This is a genomic window from Pseudoalteromonas sp. P1-8, from assembly GCF_001399985.1.
Classification (GTDB): domain Bacteria; phylum Pseudomonadota; class Gammaproteobacteria; order Enterobacterales; family Alteromonadaceae; genus Pseudoalteromonas.
The window spans coordinates 319,378-335,638 of sequence record NZ_LJSO01000003.1; the positions used below are offsets into that span (position 1 = coordinate 319,378).

The window sequence follows — 16,261 nt, forward strand, 5'->3', positions numbered from 1 at the left end:
GAGGCATAACCCATGGCAAAAGAAATATTATTGGTTGCTGAAGCCGTCTCCAATGAGAAAGCGGTTCCAAAAGAAAAGATTTTTGAAGCGTTAGAGTTCGCATTAGCGACTGCAACAAAGAAAAAACACGATGGCGAAATCGAAGTTCGCGTATCAATCGACCGTAAAACAGGTGATTACGACACATTCCGTCGTTGGAAGATTGCTGAAGTTCTTGAAGATGGTTCTTTAGAAAACCCTTACAGCGAAATCACACTTGAAGCGGCTCAGGTTGAAGACGAAAGCCTACAATTAGGTGATTACGTTGAAGAACAAATTGAGTCAATCAAGTTTGACCGTATTACAACACAAATGGCTAAGCAAGTTATCGTACAAAAAGTACGTGAAGCTGAGCGTGCATTAGTGGTTGAAGAATACAAAGATCAACAAGGCGAATTAGTAACAGGTGTTGTTAAAAAAGCAACCCGTGATGCAATCGTACTTGACCTTGGTAACAATGCTGAAGCGGTTATCTACCGTGATGATATGTTACCGCGTGAAAACTTCCGTCCAGGTGACCGTATCCGTGGTCTTCTTTACGAAGTTAAGCCAGAAGCACGTGGCGCGCAGTTATTTGTAACGCGTTCTAAGCCAGAAATGCTAATGGAACTTTTCCGCATTGAGGTGCCAGAGATTGGCGAAGAGATGATTGAACTACGTGCAGCTGCACGTGATCCAGGTTCTCGTGCAAAAATCGCGGTAAAATCTAACGACAAACGTATCGACCCAGTAGGTGCGTGTGTTGGTATGCGTGGTGCACGTGTACAAGCAGTTTCAACTGAGCTTGGTGGTGAGCGTGTTGATATCGTTCTTTACGATGACAACCCAGCGCAATTCGTTATCAATGCAATGGCACCAGCAGAAGTTGCGTCAATCGTAATGGACGAAGATACACATTCAATGGATATCGCTGTTGAAGCCGATAACCTAGCACAAGCAATCGGTCGTAATGGTCAAAACGTTCGTCTTGCTAGCCAGTTAACTGGTTGGGAATTAAACGTAATGACAGTTGATGACATGCGTGCGAAGAACGAAGCTGAATCAGATAAGCTAATCAACTTATTCACTGAATACTTAGATATCGATGATGAGTTTGCAACTTTACTTATCAACGAAGGTTTCTCAACACTTGAAGAAGTGGCTTACGTACCTGCATCAGAATTCTTAGAAATTGACGGTTTAGATGAAGAAACAGTTGATATCTTACGTTCACGTGCAAAAGACGCATTAACAACGAAAGCGCTTAAAACTGAAGAAAGCCTAGAAGGTGCAGAACCTGCAGAAGACCTACTAGCGCTTGAAGGCTTAGAGCGTCACCTTGCATTTGTTATGGCAAGTAAAGGTGTAGTAACACTTGAAGACTTAGCTGAGCAAGGCATTGATGATTTAGTAGACATCACTGAACTTTCAGAAGAAGAAGCTGGCAAGCTGATTATGGCTGCGCGTAACATTTGTTGGTTCGCAGACGAGTAATTTATTAACGGAGGTATTACACACTATGGCAGAAGTAAATGTTGAAAAACTAGCCGGAGATATTGGTACAACTGTTGATAAATTACTACAGCAGCTAGAACAAGCCGGTATTTCTAAAAAAGCAGGTGATATGGTAACTGAGTCTGAAAAGTCGACGTTATTAGATCACTTGAGCAAGCAGCACGGCGGCACGGGCTCAGAAGGCCCAGCTCGCATGACTTTGCAACGTAAAAGCAAAAGTACGCTAAGCGTAACTGGCTCTACAGGTAAAGCGAAGTCTGTGCAAGTTGAAGTACGTAAAACACGTACTTACGTTAAGAAAAGCGCCATTGAGCAACAGCAAGAAGAAGAGCGTTTAGCTGCAGAAGAAGCTGCACGTAAAGCAGCAGAGCTTAAAGCCCAGCAAGAAGCTGAGGAGCTTAAAGCGAAACAAGAGGCAGAGCGCAAAGCGAAAGAAGAAGCTGAGCGTAAAGCCAAAGAAGAGGCTAAACGTAAAGCTGAAGCTGAGCGTAAAGCGAAACAGAAGCAGATGACCCCAGAGCAAAGTGCTAAGTCTGAACAAGATCGCGCCGAAGCTGAGCGTCTGCAAAAAGAAGCAGAAGAGGCCGCATTGAGAAAAGCTGAAGAAGAAGCGAAACGTCAAGCAGAAGAGGCAAGAAAGCTAGCTGAAGAAAATGAAGCTCGCTGGAAAAAGGAAGAAGAAGAGCGTAAGCAGCGTGAAGAAAACGCTGATCACCACCTTACGACTTCAACTTACGCACGTGAAGCAGAAGATGAATCTGATGCACGTGAAGAGAATAGCGCTCGTCGTAAGAAAAAGAAAAAAGGACCTCAAAAAGATAAACAGGCTGCCGGTCCTAAAGGTAAGAAAGGCAAGCTTAAAGCACCAACGTCTTTACAACATGGTTTCCAAAAACCAACAGCTGACGTGAAAAACGAAGTTCGTATCAGTGAAACAATCACTGTTGCTGAGCTTGCATCACGCATGGCAGTTAAAGGTGCTGAAGTTGTTAAAACGATGATGAAGATGGGTGACATGGTTACCATCAACCAAGTGATTGACCAAGAAACAGCGCAGCTTGTTGCTGAAGAAATGGGTCACAAGGTTATTATCGTTAAAGAAAACGAATTAGAAGAGAAAGTTCTAAACGACCGTAGCGAAGAAGGTAAAGCGATTCCTCGTGCACCGGTTGTAACAGTAATGGGTCACGTTGACCACGGTAAAACGTCAACACTTGACTACATTCGTTCAGCAAAAGTTGCCTCTGGTGAGGCCGGTGGTATTACTCAGCACATTGGTGCATACCACGTTGAAACGAATGGCAACATGATTACTTTCTTAGATACTCCAGGCCACGCCGCGTTTACATCAATGCGTGCACGTGGTGCTAAAGCAACGGATATCGTAATCCTAGTAGTTGCTGCGGATGATGGTGTAATGCCACAGACTAAAGAAGCGGTTCAGCACGCGCGTGCTGCTGGCGTTCCTTTAATCATCGCAGTAAACAAAATGGATAAAGAAGGCATCGACCCAGATCGCGTTAAGAACGAGCTAGCACAACTAGACGTTATCCCAGAAGAGTGGGGTGGTGAAACACAGTTTGTACACATCTCTGCGAAAACTGGTTTAGGTATTGATGACCTACTTGAAGCGGTATTAATGCAAGCTGAGCTACTTGAGCTAACTGCGCCAGCTGAAGGTATGGCTGCAGGTGTTGTAATTGAATCGCGTCTAGATAAAGGTCGTGGTCCAGTTGCGTCAATCCTAGTTCAGTCTGGTACGCTTAACCAAGGTGATATCGTACTTTGTGGTCTTGAATATGGCCGTGTACGTGCGATGAAAGATGAGAACGGTAAAGACATCAAGTCTGCGGGTCCATCTATCCCAGTTGAGATTTTAGGTCTATCTGGTATCCCTGCTGCTGGTGATGAAGCAACAGTAGTTAAAGATGAGCGTAAAGCGCGTGAAGTAGCACTTTACCGTCAAGGTAAGTTCCGTGAAGTGAAGCTTGCTCGTCAACAAAAAGCGAAGCTTGAAAACATGTTTACGAACATGGCTGAAGGCGATGTATCAGAAGTTAACATCGTTCTTAAAGCTGACGTACAAGGTTCAATTGAAGCAATCGCTGATTCATTAACTAAGCTTTCTACTGATGAAGTTAAAGTGAAGATTGTTGGTTCAGGTGTAGGTGGTATCACTGAAACTGATGCAACTCTTGCAGCGGCGTCAAACGCAATCGTTGTTGGCTTTAACGTACGTGCTGATGCATCAGCTCGTAAAGTAATTGAGTCAGAAAACCTAGACTTACGTTACTACAGCGTAATCTACAGCCTGATTGAAGAAGTTAAACAAGCGATGTCAGGTATGCTTGCACCAGAATTCAAGCAAGAGATTATTGGTCTTGCTGAAGTTCGTGACGTGTTCAAGTCACCTAAGATTGGTGCAATCGCAGGTTGTATGGTTACTGAAGGTATCGTTAAGCGTAGCGCGCCTATCCGTGTACTTCGTGATAACGTGGTTATCTATGAAGGTGAACTTGAGTCACTACGTCGCTTTAAAGATGACGTACAAGAAGTTCGTAACGGTATGGAATGTGGTATCGGCGTTAAGAACTACAACGATGTTAAAGTTGGCGACCAAATCGAGGTATTCGAGACGGTTGAAGTACAACGTTCACTTTAATTTCGTTTAAGTTATTGCTTTAAATGGGGGCCTAGCCCCCATTTGTGTATTCGTAATTAAATTAACTTATTCTTTAACATCAATAAGTTATTATTTTAGAGTGAAATGAAATGAGAGAATTTTCTCGCACTGATCGTGTTGCACAGCAAATTCAAAAAGAGATTGCTGTTATTCTGCAACGCGAAATCAAAGATCCACGCTTAGGTATGGTGACAGTGTCTGCGGTTGAGGTATCTCGCGACTTATCTTACGCAAAAGTATTTATCACAGTATTCAACACTGATGATGAAGATAAAGCCAAGCAAAGCGCTAAAATCTTAAATGAAGCAACGGGTTATATTCGTTCTTTATTAGGTAAACGTATTCGTGCGCGCATCATGCCTGAGTTACGCTTTGTGATCGATAACTCACTTATGGAAGGTATGCGTATTTCAAACTTGGTTGACTCAGTTATTCGTGAAGACAATGCCAAGCATGTAGACGAAGATGACAGCGAAGAAGGCACTAAAGACTAATGGCTAGACGCAGTAAAGGTCGTGCTATTGACGGCATCTTATTACTTAATAAGCCGCAAGGTATTTCATCAAACAAAGCATTGCAGCAAGCAAAGGGAATTTACTTTGCTCAAAAAGCAGGCCACACCGGTGCGCTTGATCCGCTCGCGACGGGTATGCTGCCTATTTGTTTTGGTGAAGCGACTAAGTTTACCCAGTTCTTGCTTGATACTGACAAAACCTATGTTGTACGCGCCAAACTTGGTGAGCGAACCACGACCTCTGATTCAGATGGTGAAGTGGTTGAAACGCGCGACGTATCGGTCACCCGTGAACAATTAGCTGAGCAAATTGCCAGTTTCTTAGGTGAGTCGGATCAATACCCTTCGATGTACTCTGCGCTTAAATACCAAGGTCAGCCTTTGTATAAATATGCTCGCGAAGGTATCGAAGTGCCGCGTAAGTGTCGAAAAATTAATGTATTTAGTTTAACGCTTGATGAGTTTGATGAAGCTAATAACGAAGTACAAATGACGGCACATGTGTCTAAAGGCACTTATATTCGTACTATTGTTGACGACTTAGGTGAAAAGCTCGGCTGTGGTGCGCATGTCATCATGTTACATCGCAGTGCAGTTGGCCATTATCCAAGTGAAAAAATGGTCACTCTTGAGCAACTTGAAGAAAAGCTACAGCAAGCAAAAGCAGACGATGTTGCGCCTTCAAGCTACCTAGATGAGCTACTATTGCCAATGGATACTGCTTTGGTTGATTTACCTGTGATTGAGATTACTCAAGAGCAGGGCGTGGCATTTAGTCATGGTCAAACAGTCGTGATTGGTAAGCCTGTACCAGATGGTGTGGTAAAGGTAATGGCTGATGGGGTGTTCATTGGTACCGGTGAGCGTCATAAAGACGGTCATTTAAAATCAAAGCGTGGCTTATCAAATCAACTGCCTGAGTAAAGATTACCTTGTAGTTATTAGCAAAGCTGGGTAGAATACGCCCCGCTCAATCGTTTTGGCTGAATTAGTGATCGGCTAAAACACAATTTAAATTAATTTTTGGAGTTACTATGTCACTAAGCAATCAAGAAAAAGTTGAAATCATCGCTAAATTTGCACGCGCTGAAGGCGACACTGGTTCACCTGAAGTACAAGTTGCACTTCTAACTTTCGATATCAACAAGCTTCAAGGTCACTTTGCTAGCCACAAGCACGACTTCCACTCACGTCGTGGTCTTCTTCGCAAAGTAAGCCAACGCCGTAAACTGCTTGACTACCTTAAAGGTAAAGACATTGCACGTTACACTGCGTTAATCCAAGAGCTTGGCCTACGTCGCTAAGAACTAGATTACGAGAAAAGGGGCTATTTAGCCCCTTTTTTTGTGCGCGCATGAAAGGTATACTAGCGCACACCTAGGTAGTGGATACTGCTTAGATATTAAAAAACATCATTGCCAATTGTAGTACTTAATCGTGTTTTCATAAGCACAATTAAGTACTGTAATTGGTACTTTGATGGACTATTTTTTACCAATTCGGAGCACAGCTCTGAGTTGCTTTTACATTTAAAGGACATTTTTAAGTGCAAGCAATTATTAAAGAATTTCAACTAGGTCAACACACTGTGACCCTAGAAACAGGTGCTATCGCTCGTCAAGCAGACGGCGCAGTACTAGCAAGCATTGGCGACACTTCAGTATTAGTTACTGTTGTTGGTAAGCGTGATGCACAACCAGGTCAAGACTTCTTCCCACTAACAGTTAACTACCAAGAACGTATGTACGCTGCGGGTCGTATCCCTGGTGGTTTCCTTAAGCGTGAAGGTCGTCCTAACGATGGCGAAACACTTATCGCTCGTCTAATCGACCGTCCAATCCGTCCACTTTTCCCAGACGGTTTCGTAAACGAAGTACAAGTAATCGCGACAGTTGTTTCTGTTAACCCAGAAATCCAACCTGACATGGTTGCTATGATTGGTACTTCAGCAGCACTTGCTATCTCTGGTATTCCATTCAATGGTCCTATCGGTGCATCACGTGTTGGTTTCATCAACGGTGAATACGTACTTAACCCAACACTAGCTGAGCTTGAAGAAAGCCAATTAGACCTAGTTGTTGCTGGTACTGATAACGCAGTACTTATGGTTGAATCAGAAGCTGAAACACTATCTGAAGACGTGATGTTAGGTGCGGTTGTTTATGGTCATGAGCAATCTCAAGCTATCATCAACGCAATCAACGAGTTCAAAGCTGAAGCGGGTAAACCAGCTTGGGATTGGACTGCACCAGAGAAAAACGTAACACTTGCTGAGAAAATCTCTGCAATTGCTGCTGATAAAGTAGGTGAAGCATACCGCATCACTGACAAAGTAGCGCGTAAAGAAGCACTAGGTGCAGCGAAAGAAGAAGTTGTTGCTACATTAACAGCTGAACTTGCTGAAGGCGAAGAGCTAGATACGCAAGAAGTTGGCAAACTATTCGGTTCTTTAGAAAAAGAAATCGTTCGTGGTCGTATCATCGCTGGTGAAAAACGTATCGATGGTCGTGAACCAGATATGGTTCGTGCACTAGACGTAATGACGGGTGTTTTACCACGTACTCACGGTTCTGCAATCTTCACGCGTGGTGAGACGCAAGCACTTGTAACTGCAACACTTGGTACTGAGCGTGATTCACAGTTAATCGACGACTTAACAGGTACTAACAAGCATCACTTCATGCTTCACTACAACTTCCCTCCGTTCTGCGTAGGTGAAACAGGTTTTGTAGGCTCTCCTAAGCGTCGTGAAATTGGTCACGGTAACCTAGCTAAGCGTGGTATTGCTGCGGTACTACCTACACTTACTGACTTCCCATACTCAATCCGTGTTGTTTCAGAAATCACTGAATCAAACGGTTCATCGTCTATGGCATCAGTATGTGGTACGTCATTAGCACTTATGAACGCAGGTGTACCAATTAAAGCATCTGTTGCTGGTATCGCGATGGGTCTAGTTAAAGAAGGCGACGATTTCGTTGTTCTTTCAGATATCTTAGGTGATGAAGATCACTTAGGTGACATGGACTTTAAAGTAGCGGGTACTTCAAACGGTATCACTGCACTACAAATGGATATCAAGATCGAAGGTATCACTAAAGAAATCATGCAAATCGCTCTTAAACAAGCGAAAGCAGCACGTCTTCACATCTTAGGTGTTATGGACGAAGCGATTGCAGCACCTTCTGAAGAGTTATCTCAATTCGCACCACGCATCTACACAATGCAAATCCCTGCGAAGAAAATTGCTGAAGTTATCGGTAAAGGTGGCGCAACTATCCGTCAACTTACTGAAGAAACTGGCACAACGATTGAAATCGAAGATGACGGTACAATCAAGATCGCTGCAACTGACGGCATCAGCGCAAACGATGCAATCAAGCGTATCGAGCAATTAACTGCTGAGCTAGAAGTAGGTACTATCTACACTGGTAAAGTTGTACGTATCGTTGATTTTGGTGCGTTCGTTAATATCCTTCCGGGTAAAGACGGTCTAGTGCACATTTCACAAATCAGCACAGAGCGTGTTAACAACGTAACTGACCACCTAAGCGAAGGCCAAGAAGTTAAAGTTAAAGTTCTTGAAGTAGATCGCCAAGGTCGTGTACGTCTAAGCATTAAAGAAGCAATGGAACCAGCTGCTGAAGAAAAAGCAGAAGAGTCTAAAGACGCTTAATGATGATTGAATAACCAGTTATTTGCTGGATATAAGAAAAAGGGGCTGTTTAGCCCCTTTTTTTATGCTTTAATGAAACCTATCCGCTTCGCCTTTGTCTACAGAGAATTCAGGTATTAAGGAATTTAATGATTTTTAAACACTTAGCATTGACCGCTGTGGCTATTTTTTCTTTAAGTGCATGTCAAACAACTTCACAACCTGAGTCAGTCCCTATTGTTAATGTGCCTTTTACTGCACCATTAGCACCTGATTTTCGTAACGAAATTACGATTGCTCGCTATTCTGAACTACTAAACCGTGCTGATTTAAGTGCAGAGCAACAAGCCAAACTTTATTATGATCGCGGTGTATTATTTGACAGCTTAGGTATGTCGACCTTGGCGCGTATTGACTTTAACCGTGCGATTAAGCTCAAACCAGACCTAGCAGAAGTGTATAACTTCTTAGGCATTCATCACACACTAATGCAGCAGTATGAACAAGCTTATGAGTTCTTTGATTCGGCACTTGAGCTTAACGAGCAACACGAGTATGCCTATTTAAATCGTGGTATTGCCCTTTACTATGGTGACCGTCCATCACTTGCACAAGATGATTTACAGCAGTTTTTAAATCGTTCACCGAGCGATCCTTATCGTGTGTTATGGCTTTATTTAGCCCAATCAGAAGCTGATAAAGCGCAGGCCTTAATTGATTTAAAAGCTAACTCGCAGGGTGTTGATGAGTCTCAATGGGGTTACCAACTGTTGGCACTTTATTTAGGTGATATCAGTGAGTTTGAGTTTTTATCTGGCATTATTGAAGGTGTAACTTCAGAGCAAGAGTATGCGCACCGCTTATGCGAAGCTTATTTCTACCTAGCGAAGATGCATCAAGCGGCGGGTGATAACTATCTTGCTGCCGATTACTTTAGACTTGCCCTTGCCACCAATGTGCATGAGTTTGTTGAATACAAATATGCCCGCTTAGAGCTTGAGTTAATGGCTGGTGAAAACGCAAGCTAAGGTTTCTTTTACTGCTATTCTATTACTGAGCTTGGGTTTCGTACCAAGCTCAGTGTCTCGTTTTATTCCCGCTTACGCTTATTACGCAAATACTACTCCTTCACAAGCAATAGCTATCTATCATTTGGCACCCAGCGCCATTAATTTGCAGCATTTAGTGCTGAGTAACTCACAGCTTCGCCAGTTAGCAACGCTTAATGATAGTAATGCGGCGTATCAGCTTGCGCTCAGGTTTTTGCAGCAACATGATTACACCGCAGCAAAATTATGGTGGCAGCCTTACTTTGCTAAATTCAATTCAGATCAGCAACAAACCTTAGCGGAGCAGTTAGTCAGAGCAAACCAGTGGCTCGATATAAGTTACCTAGGTAAAGCTGGCAAGTTACCAGAGGGAAATGCCAAGCAAGCTTGGCTGTTGCAGCAACAAATGCCGCCAGCTCAAATTGACCCAGCTTATGCGCAGCAACAGCAATTAGCCTTATCAACATCAAGTGTACAAGCAAGCAGTCAGTGCCAATTTAATATTTTAATGATGACAGATCATTACAAGGGTATTGATACTTTAAAGCAGTATAAGCAGCAATACAGTAAAGCGCCTGAGCCTGCAAAAGGCAGCTTTTGTTTTACTGACGTTGTTTATGTTGCTGATAAGTTTAGTTGTGATGATAGTAGTGGGGCGCTTAAGTGTAACTGGCAAAATGCGGCAGCGTATCCGTGGCCTGAAGGTTTTGACTTTATTGTGATGATGTCAAAGCAAGGGGCTGCTAATGTGCTTGGCGGGATTATGCATATCAATTCATCGCAATCTTATGCGGTATTTTTACATGAGCTAATGCATTTCAATGGCTTTGAAGATGAGTATGCTTTACCAGAGCAAAAACAACAGTGGCTGTGTAAGCAACAGGGGCTGGTTGCACCAAATCTGTTTATTGCAAATAAGGTTTCCCCACCAAAAGGCTGGCAAAAAAGTATCGCTTGTAGCAATCAGTTAGCCTATAAACCAAGCCCTAATTGGTCGATTATGCAGTACCAAACAATGAGCTTGTCTGAGCAATACCGTGAGCTTTGGCAAAAACAAATTAACCAGCCCTTAACAAAGCCGATTCGGTTTTCTGAATATTTTGCCTTTTTAGGCTTAAAGCCAGTGTTTACAACAGCTTCCAAAGAGCAGAAATTTTCTGACTAATCGTCTATTTATTGCTATTTTAGTATGCAAAGCGGTTAAATGTTGTGCAAATAGGTGTGTCTCCTATAGACAAAATAGCACCTGATCAGTATAACTATACGCATTGTAAGCTTTTTTTGAAGCCAACTTTTAACCATCCAAATGAACAGTACGCAACTAATTAAAACTAGAGCGGTATTGATATTCTTATGACACTAAAAGGCTCCTAATTATGACTTTGCTCTGGATACCCCTGTTATCCTTAATCGGCAGTGTTATTTCATCCTGCACTTCAAAACTAACACGTAACCAAAGCACTGCTTTGACCATGTTAGCGCCTTTGATTGCCCTTGGAATTGTATTTTCGTATACCCCTGCAGTCTTTTCTGGTGAAACAATTCGCTACACTGCTGAGTGGATCCCTCTTTTAAACATGCAAGTTTCGTTTCGACTTGATGGTTTAACGTTACTTTTTCTATATATGATCTTGGGTATCGGTACCCTGGTGATTTTTTATGCGCGTTATTACTTAAGTAGTAGCGACTCAATGCCAAAGCTATACTGCTATTTAATGCTATTTATGACCGCAATGGTCGGCATCGTGATGTCGAATAATGTGATCCAGCTGTGGTTTTTCTGGGAGCTCACCAGTATTAGCTCGTTCTTATTGATTAGCTATTGGTGGCATAAGTCAGAAGCTCGCAAAGGTGCACGTATGGCACTTGCTATTACCGGTGCCGGTGGTCTTGCGTTACTAGCAGGTTTATTACTAATTGGTGATATTGTTGGTAGCTATAATCTTGATGTGATTTTAGCAAGCAAAGCGCTTATTCAATCTCATGCACTTTATGAGGCTGCGTTGGTATTAGTGCTTTTAGGTGCATTTACCAAATCTGCACAATTTCCATTTCATTTTTGGTTACCACATGCGATGGCGGCACCGACACCAGTCAGTGCCTACCTACACTCTGCAACCATGGTTAAAGCGGGTATCTTTTTATTAGCGCGTTTTTATCCTGCGCTATCAGGCACAGATACTTGGTTTATTTTAGTAGCAATGACGGGTCTGGCGACTTTATTGGTTGGTGCTTATATCGCGTTATTTAAGCATGATTTAAAAGGCTTGCTGGCTTATTCAACAATCAGCCATTTAGGTTTAATTACCTTACTGCTTGGTTTAGACACTGAGCTTGCTACAGTGGCTGCTATCTTCCACATTATTAACCACGCAACCTTTAAAGCGTCGTTATTTATGGCAACGGGTATCATTGACCATGAAACTGGCACCCGTGATATGCGTAAACTCAATGGTATGTGGCGCTTTATGCCGTATACCGCCACACTTGCTATGGTAGCAGCGGCAGCCATGGCGGGCGTGCCACTGTTAAATGGTTTCTTATCGAAAGAAATGTTCTTTGCCGAAACACTGCATCAGCAAGTGCTTGGCTCTATGTCTTGGTTAATTCCAGTGTTAGCGACTATTGCTGGTGCACTCTCTGTCGCGTATTCAGCACGCTTTATTCACGACGTGTTTTTTAACGGCGACCCAATCGATTTGCCAAAACAGCCTCATGAGCCACCACGCTATATGCGTGTACCAATCGAAATTTTGGTTGTGCTGTGTTTACTCGTCGGTATGTTCCCGCACTTTGCAGTAAGTGATATTTTAGCTTCGGCGTCTTATGCAGTGCTCGGCGATGCAGCCCCAGATTATAAGCTATCAGTATGGCATGGCTTTAATTTACCGCTGTTAATGAGCTTTATTGCTACAAGCGTGGGCGTGATGATTTATGTGCAGCGTAAGCACCTGTTCCACTTCCAAGCTTCATTGCCAACTTTGAATGCTAAGAAAGGCTTTGAGCGTGGCTTATATAGCTTAATTAAATGGTCACAAGAAAAGATTAAACGAATCGAAAATGGCTCGTTACAGCGCTATGCCTTTGTGATGATTGCTGTGGTGCTTATGTGTGCGGGCTGGCCTTTATTTGAAATGCGCCAGTTAGCAGGAGCAAGTGAGTTAACGCCAATCGATTTCCATAATGCTATTGGTGCCGGCTTACTAATAATTGGTGCGCTGGCAACGGTTATTTGGCATCGCTCACGAATGATATCTTTGATTATGATTTCAATCGTAGGCCTGATGGTATCTGTTGCATTTACTCGATTCTCTGCGCCTGATTTAGCACTGACTCAGTTAACCGTTGAAGTTGTCACGGTAATGCTACTGATGCTCGCACTGTTCTTTTTACCACAGCGTACTCCGAAAGAATCAAGCTCATTGCGTATTTTGCGTGACCTAGGTATCTCATCGGCAATTGGTGTGGTTGTGGCGAGTATTTGTTATGCGCTTCTGACAAGACCACTTGAGTCAATTTCTGACTTCTTTGTTGCCAATGCAAAAACTGGCGGTGGTGGTACTAACGTTGTAAACGTTATCCTCGTTGACTTTAGGGGGTTTGATACCCTAGGTGAGATTACCGTATTGGGTATTGCTGCGTTAGGTATTTATAAGCTTCTTATTAACTTGCCGCTGTTTATGCCTGCAAGTGATAGTGAAGGGCGCCCATGGGCAAGAGAGCGTTACCCAATTCTACTGTCGAGTATTTCACAAAGCTTGTTACCACTTGCATTACTTGTGTCAGCGTATATTTTCTTACGTGGTCATAACTTACCAGGTGGTGGCTTTATTGCAGGACTGGTTACCGCGATTGCATTTATTTTGCAATATATGGCTAATGGTTCGCACTGGATTGCAGACAGATTTGACGTGAATTATCGTAAGATTATTGCGTCAGGTATTGCTATTGCATTGTTTACAGGTATTGGAAGTTGGTTCTTCGAACGTCCATTCCTAACAACCTGGTTTGATTATTTTGATATTCCGCTAGTCGGCAAGACAGAACTTGCTAGTGCTATCGTATTTGATTTAGGTGTGTATTTAACTGTTGTAGGTGCAACGCTGATGATTTTAGCAAGTTTAGGTAAATTAACTGCTGATACACCCAAGCAAGAGGTAAATATTTAATGGAAGTATTGTACGCATCATGCGTCGGCGTGCTGGTTGCATGCGGAATTTACTTAATATTACGGGCTCGTACCTTCCCGGTAGTACTCGGCCTGACTATGTTGTCGTATGCAGTTAACCTGTTTTTATTCTCTTCAGGTCGTTTAACTATTAACAAAGCGGCTGTACTTGGTACAGGCAGTGAGTATGCCGATCCACTCCCTCAAGCACTGGTTTTAACCGCCATTGTAATTGGCTTTGCGATGACCGCTTTTGTGGTTATTTTAGCGATTCGTGGCCGTGCTGACTTGGGTAATGACCATGTTGATGGTCACCTTGTTAAGTCATCGAAGGAGCAAAAATGATTCAGCATTTAGCTTCTTTACCAATTTTAATTCCGATGTTGGCAGGGGTGATTTTACTCATGCCGCCATGTGGTAAAAACTTACATATTCGTCGTGTTTCGTCGGTTATTTTGTCGATTGTCACACTATTGGTCAGTGCTTATTTATTATTTCACGTAAATAGTACCGCACCGCTTGTTTACGCAATCGGTGATTGGTCTGCACCATTTGGTATTGTGCTGGTTGCCGATAGGCTAGCAACGCTACTTGTGCTACTTACCAGTTTCCTTGGTGCAGTTGTGGTGCTTTATAGCTGTGCAGGCGATGATAAAAAAGGGAGCTTTTTCCATCCGTTAGTGCACTTTTTAGTGTTAGGTGTAAATGGCGCCTTTTTAACTGGCGATGTATTTAACCTGTTCGTATTTTTTGAAGTGCTGTTGATTGCTTCGTATTCATTATTGATGCATGCCGGCAACAAACATAGTACCCGAGCTGCACTGCAGTACGTCATTTTAAACCTGATTGGTTCAAGCGTATTCTTAATTGCGCTGGGTGTACTTTATGGTGTGTTAGGCACATTGAACATTGCTGATTTAGCGCAAAAAGTACCACAGCTGACGGGTGATGATGTTTACCTTGCTAAAATTGGTGGCTTGCTGTTAATCGTGGTATTTGCGTTAAAAGGCGCGTTATTACCGTTACATTTATGGCTACCGAATACCTACGCCAGTGCAATGCCATTAGTTGCTGCATTATTCGCGATTATGACCAAGGTCGGTGTGTATGCCATGTTGCGCGTGTATACCGTAATATTTGGTGATAATGCTGGCGAACTCGCTCACATGGCACAGCCTTGGTTATGGGGCTTAGCACTAGCGACCATAGTGATGGGTGGTATTGGTGTATTAGCGAGTCAAGATTTTAGAAAGCTTATTGCGAATCTGGTGGTTGTATCTGTGGGTACTTTAGTGGCATTGGTTGCGATTCAGAATGTCTCAGCAACAGCTGCATTACTTTACTACTTAGTGCATTCAACCATTATTTGCGCTGCACTATTCTTAATTGCGGATTTAATTGCTCAGCAACGTGGTAAAGTTGCTGACCGGTTAGTTGCAGGGCGCGCCGTTGCACAGCCATATTTACTTGGTACTTGTTTTGTAGTGGCTGCACTTGCTGTTGTTGGTATGCCACCGTTATCTGGCTTTGTCGGCAAAGTATGGATTTTAAAGAGCACGTTAGATAGCGAAAAAGCCATGTTGTTTTGGCCAATCTACCTAGTTTCTAGTTTAGCGTTATTAGTGGCGGTTTCACGAGCCGGTACCAGCTTATTTTGGGATCACACCCATAAAGACAGTGAAGCAATTGAAGGCACTAAAGCACACCCTGTTAAAGTGATAGCTGTAGTTGCATTACTTGCGTGTTCACCATTAATGGTTGTATTTGCAGGACCGATTTCAGACTATATGTTAGCAACGTCAGAGCAGTTGTTTGATATCAACACTAGTATCAACGCTGTATTACAAGGAGGCCAATAATGCGTTTAGAATCTCGCTTTCGTTGGTTGCCAACACCATTTCGCAGTGTTTTATTATTCATTGTATGGCTGTTGTTAAATAATAGTGTGTCGCCAGGACATCTGTTTTTAGCTGCATTTTTTGCTATTACTATTCCGTGGATCACATTCCCATTTCGTGATCCACAGCCTCTTATTGTCAGGCCAGGTCTTGCGTTTAGGCACTTATTGTTAGTGCTGTACGATATTGTCACTGCTAACTTACAAGTTGCTCTGTTGATCCTTGGACCAACGAAAAAGTTACGCCCAGGTTTTATTAAAGTACCATTGGATTTAAGCCATGAAATGCCAATCACTATTTTGGCCAGCACAGTATCTTTAACACCAGGTACAGTGAGCGCAGAGGTTTATCCTATTCCTGAGTCACTCGAAGAGGGCGAAGAAATTCAGCAGCGCTACTTATTGATTCATGTACTCGATTTAGCTGATGAACAAGCGTTAATTAATACTATTAAGCAGCGCTACGAAGCACCGCTTAAGGAGATTTTTCGATGCTAGATACCGTTTTTCTAATTGTTTTTGCAATGATAGCCATATCGTTACTGTTAAACCTATGGCGTTTAATTGTTGGGCCGTCGGTACCTGATCGTATATTGGCTTTAGATACTATGTTCATAAATACCATTGCTTTAATTATTCTATATGGCATGAGCATGGGCACCGATTTATATTTTGAAGCCGCATTATTAATCGCCATGCTTGGCTTTGTGAGCACTGTAGCGGTATGTAAATACCTGCTGCGTGGCGATATTATTGAATAAG

At 42.8% G+C, this 16,261-nt stretch carries 13 protein-coding genes; all 13 read left to right on the top strand.

All coding sequences use genetic code 11. The features are described from left to right. Positions 1 to 12: 12 nt before the first annotated feature. Positions 13 to 1,512 (top strand): transcription termination factor NusA, encoded by a 1,500-nt coding sequence (nusA, locus tag AN213_RS06840; RefSeq protein ID WP_055198036.1) that lies wholly within the window; start codon positions 13 to 15, stop codon positions 1,510 to 1,512. 25 nt (positions 1,513 to 1,537) lie between these two features. Next, positions 1,538 to 4,195: a translation initiation factor IF-2 gene (gene infB / locus AN213_RS06845; protein WP_054562097.1), complete on the top strand. Its 2,658-nt coding sequence runs from the start codon at positions 1,538 to 1,540 to the stop codon at positions 4,193 to 4,195. Between the two features lie 110 nt (positions 4,196 to 4,305). After that, positions 4,306 to 4,710 (top strand): 30S ribosome-binding factor RbfA, encoded by a 405-nt coding sequence (gene rbfA / locus AN213_RS06850; RefSeq protein ID WP_054553174.1) that lies wholly within the window; start codon positions 4,306 to 4,308, stop codon positions 4,708 to 4,710. Further along, positions 4,710 to 5,654: a tRNA pseudouridine(55) synthase TruB gene (truB, locus tag AN213_RS06855; protein WP_054553173.1), complete on the top strand. Its 945-nt coding sequence runs from the start codon at positions 4,710 to 4,712 to the stop codon at positions 5,652 to 5,654. Before rbfA ends, truB begins: the two co-directional genes overlap by 1 nt. A gap of 110 nt (positions 5,655 to 5,764) precedes the next feature. Further along, a complete protein-coding gene (gene rpsO / locus AN213_RS06860; RefSeq protein WP_054553172.1) occupies positions 5,765 to 6,034 on the top strand; it encodes a 30S ribosomal protein S15 in 270 nt (89 codons plus the stop codon). Positions 6,035 to 6,276: 242 nt separating this feature from the next. After that, on the top strand, positions 6,277 to 8,406 hold the full coding sequence (gene pnp / locus AN213_RS06865; protein ID WP_054562096.1) for a polyribonucleotide nucleotidyltransferase: 2,130 nt from the start codon (positions 6,277 to 6,279) through the stop codon (positions 8,404 to 8,406). Positions 8,407 to 8,534: 128 nt separating this feature from the next. Then, positions 8,535 to 9,413, top strand: a complete 879-nt coding sequence (gene nlpI, locus AN213_RS06870; RefSeq protein WP_055021724.1) for a lipoprotein NlpI — start codon at positions 8,535 to 8,537, stop codon at positions 9,411 to 9,413. Continuing rightward, positions 9,397 to 10,599: a hypothetical protein gene (locus tag AN213_RS06875; RefSeq protein WP_055021723.1), complete on the top strand. Its 1,203-nt coding sequence runs from the start codon at positions 9,397 to 9,399 to the stop codon at positions 10,597 to 10,599. The genes nlpI and AN213_RS06875 overlap by 17 nt, the downstream gene beginning before the upstream one ends. A gap of 211 nt (positions 10,600 to 10,810) precedes the next feature. Continuing rightward, entirely contained in the window at positions 10,811 to 13,603 is a 2,793-nt protein-coding gene (locus AN213_RS06880; RefSeq protein ID WP_055021722.1) for a monovalent cation/H+ antiporter subunit A, read from the top strand. Then, a complete protein-coding gene (locus tag AN213_RS06885) occupies positions 13,603 to 13,947 on the top strand; it encodes a Na+/H+ antiporter subunit C (protein WP_054553167.1) in 345 nt (114 codons plus the stop codon). Before AN213_RS06880 ends, AN213_RS06885 begins: the two co-directional genes overlap by 1 nt. Then, positions 13,944 to 15,461 carry a monovalent cation/H+ antiporter subunit D gene (locus AN213_RS06890; protein WP_055021721.1) on the top strand — a complete coding sequence of 506 codons (1,518 nt, stop codon included), beginning with the start codon at positions 13,944 to 13,946 and terminating at the stop codon, positions 15,459 to 15,461. Before AN213_RS06885 ends, AN213_RS06890 begins: the two co-directional genes overlap by 4 nt. Further along, positions 15,461 to 15,997, top strand: a complete 537-nt coding sequence (locus AN213_RS06895) for a Na+/H+ antiporter subunit E (RefSeq protein ID WP_054562091.1) — start codon at positions 15,461 to 15,463, stop codon at positions 15,995 to 15,997. The genes AN213_RS06890 and AN213_RS06895 overlap by 1 nt, the downstream gene beginning before the upstream one ends. Next, complete coding sequence (locus AN213_RS06900; protein ID WP_054553164.1) at positions 15,991 to 16,260, top strand: K+/H+ antiporter subunit F; 270 nt, start codon at positions 15,991 to 15,993, stop codon at positions 16,258 to 16,260. The genes AN213_RS06895 and AN213_RS06900 overlap by 7 nt, the downstream gene beginning before the upstream one ends. Position 16,261: the final 1 nt, after the last annotated feature.

What these genes read in the sequence shown, in the direction of transcription:
- nusA (WP_055198036.1), top strand. Translation starts at nt 13, where the DNA reads ATGGCAAAAGAAATATTATTGGTTGCTGAAGCCGTCTCCAATGAGAAA.
- infB (WP_054562097.1), top strand. Translation starts at nt 1,538, where the DNA reads ATGGCAGAAGTAAATGTTGAAAAACTAGCCGGAGATATTGGTACAACT.
- rbfA (WP_054553174.1), top strand. Translation starts at nt 4,306, where the DNA reads ATGAGAGAATTTTCTCGCACTGATCGTGTTGCACAGCAAATTCAAAAA.
- truB (WP_054553173.1), top strand. Translation starts at nt 4,710, where the DNA reads ATGGCTAGACGCAGTAAAGGTCGTGCTATTGACGGCATCTTATTACTT.
- rpsO (WP_054553172.1), top strand. Translation starts at nt 5,765, where the DNA reads ATGTCACTAAGCAATCAAGAAAAAGTTGAAATCATCGCTAAATTTGCA.
- nlpI (WP_055021724.1), top strand. Translation starts at nt 8,535, where the DNA reads ATGATTTTTAAACACTTAGCATTGACCGCTGTGGCTATTTTTTCTTTA.
- AN213_RS06880 (WP_055021722.1), top strand. Translation starts at nt 10,811, where the DNA reads ATGACTTTGCTCTGGATACCCCTGTTATCCTTAATCGGCAGTGTTATT.
- AN213_RS06885 (WP_054553167.1), top strand. Translation starts at nt 13,603, where the DNA reads ATGGAAGTATTGTACGCATCATGCGTCGGCGTGCTGGTTGCATGCGGA.
- AN213_RS06890 (WP_055021721.1), top strand. Translation starts at nt 13,944, where the DNA reads ATGATTCAGCATTTAGCTTCTTTACCAATTTTAATTCCGATGTTGGCA.
- AN213_RS06895 (WP_054562091.1), top strand. Translation starts at nt 15,461, where the DNA reads ATGCGTTTAGAATCTCGCTTTCGTTGGTTGCCAACACCATTTCGCAGT.
- AN213_RS06900 (WP_054553164.1), top strand. Translation starts at nt 15,991, where the DNA reads ATGCTAGATACCGTTTTTCTAATTGTTTTTGCAATGATAGCCATATCG.